Source organism: Devosia sp. (genome assembly GCF_041917035.1).
Lineage (GTDB): Bacteria > Pseudomonadota > Alphaproteobacteria > Rhizobiales > Devosiaceae > Devosia_A.
Genome location: NZ_JAYRYM010000445.1, coordinates 1 through 1,620 on the forward strand (window position 1 = coordinate 1; position 1,620 = coordinate 1,620).

Below are 1,620 nucleotides of genomic sequence, written 5' to 3' on the forward strand. Positions count from 1 at the left end.
ATGGCCGGCTACTAGGGGGCCGGCGCAGGCGCTTTGACCTCGCGCACGTTGACATGGCGCACGTTGACCTGGCGTGGCCGTTCCGTGAGCCGGAGTACCATGCCTCACGAACCGAGATGGAGCCGAGCCTTCCGGGCCGCCCGGCGATGGTGCAGTTCGCGCAGTCGGGCGCTCAAGGATGGCGCCGGTCCTGCTACGGGTATCCCGGGCGCGACCACGTTGATGGGCAGGGTCGCAACGGGCGGCGGAGGCGCGCCGACCTCTGACAGCCATTCGCCCAGTTGCGACGAGGACCCGGCATAGACGATGCGGCCGAGGCCGACCCACGCGTGTGCCGCCGCGCACATCGGGCAGTGCTCACCTGACGTGTAGACCGTGGCGGCGGCCCTCTCCTCGGCAGTCATGTTGGCCGCGGCCCATCTGGCGATGTCGATCTCCGGATGTCGCGTTTCGTCGCCGGTCGAGGTCCAGTTGTGGTCCTCGAACAGCACCTGACCGTTTCCCCCAACCAGCACCGAGCCGAACGGGTCGTTATCGCTGGCCAGCGCCGCCTCGGCCAGATCGACGGCGCGAACGAGATGCTTCAGGTCGGTGTCGTTCATTGCTGTTTCCCCCAGTCGCGGCCATCCGGATAGACCGCCGGCCCCTTCAACTCCAGCTTGTTGCCCCAGGGATCGAGCACGTAGAACGAGTTGCCCATGCCGCGAGCGCCGCCATGGAAGGCCTCGCGCTCGATGGCGACGCCGTGTGCGGCAAGGTGCTCGCGCATCTCGGCCTCGTCGAACGAGCTCAGTGCGATACAGACGTGGTCGACATTGCGACCGCCGCCGACGGGCGGAATGGCGGAGGCGGCCCCGGGATGGGTGATGTCCCACAGCACGATCAGAGCGGCGCCGCACCAGACCTGCTCCATGCCCAGTGTCGGGTAGGAATAGCCCGGCCGGCAGCCCAGCACTTCCCGATACCACCTCACCGCCAGATCGATATCGTCGACGAGAAACACCACGTGGTCGATGCCGACGAGGGAGAAGGGTGGGGCGGACGCGGGCGTCGCCATGTCACCCACCCGTCATCGGCGGGAAAAGGGCGACGACCCTGGCGTTGCCGATCGGGGTCGAGTGCGGCACGATCTCCGTGTCGAGCGCGGCCTTGATCAGGCTTGGCTTCTGCATGGCCAGGTCAGCCGCTTCGTCGCGGCTCCTCAGCCACTGAATCAGGTCGGCCACCGTCACCACCTCGGCCGGCAGGTCGACCTCCTCCTCACCCCGGTTGAGGCGCTCGCGCAGCCAGGCGAAATAGCGAATCTTCACAGCTCGGGCCCCGCGAGGTGTGGCCAGGCCGAGCGCAGGTACTCCCAGCCGGTCCAGACGGTCAGCATGCCGGCGATCCACAGCACCGCATGGCTGATGAATGCCAGTCCGAGCAGCATCGGCGCCGCCATGATCAGCGCCAGCGCCACGAGTTGCGTGGTGGTCTTCCACTTGGCGAGGAGGGTCACGGGCACCTCGATAGAGCGATTGCCGAGATACTCCCTCAGGCCGGACACGAAGATCTCGCGCAGCAGGATGGCGATCGCGGGAATGAGGTCGAAGGCGTTGAGGTCGCGGGTGAAGGCAAAGG

At 67.2% G+C, this 1,620-nt stretch carries 4 protein-coding genes; all 4 read right to left on the bottom strand.

The genetic code is table 11. From position 1 onward, the window contains the following. Positions 1-104: 104 nt before the first annotated feature. Positions 105-602 carry a nucleoside deaminase gene (locus tag ACE3TU_RS22135; RefSeq protein ID WP_374628012.1) on the bottom strand — a complete coding sequence of 166 codons (498 nt, stop codon included), beginning with the start codon at positions 600-602 and terminating at the stop codon, positions 105-107. Beyond that, a complete protein-coding gene (locus ACE3TU_RS22140) occupies positions 599-1,057 on the bottom strand; it encodes a VOC family protein (RefSeq protein WP_374628013.1) in 459 nt (152 codons plus the stop codon). Before ACE3TU_RS22140 ends, ACE3TU_RS22135 begins: the two co-directional genes overlap by 4 nt. 1 nt (position 1,058) lies before the next feature. Further along, positions 1,059-1,310, bottom strand: coding sequence for a molybdopterin converting factor subunit 1 (gene moaD / locus ACE3TU_RS22145; protein WP_374628014.1), 252 nt, complete (start codon positions 1,308-1,310; stop codon positions 1,059-1,061). Continuing rightward, positions 1,307-1,620, bottom strand: a 314-nt coding sequence (locus ACE3TU_RS22150; protein ID WP_374628015.1) for a CDP-alcohol phosphatidyltransferase family protein, incomplete at its 5' end; no start/stop codon positions are given. The genes moaD and ACE3TU_RS22150, both read right to left, overlap by 4 nt.

What these genes read in the sequence shown, in the direction of transcription:
- ACE3TU_RS22135 (WP_374628012.1), bottom strand. Translation starts at nt 602, where the DNA reads ATGAACGACACCGACCTGAAGCATCTCGTTCGCGCCGTCGATCTGGCC.
- ACE3TU_RS22140 (WP_374628013.1), bottom strand. Translation starts at nt 1,057, where the DNA reads ATGGCGACGCCCGCGTCCGCCCCACCCTTCTCCCTCGTCGGCATCGAC.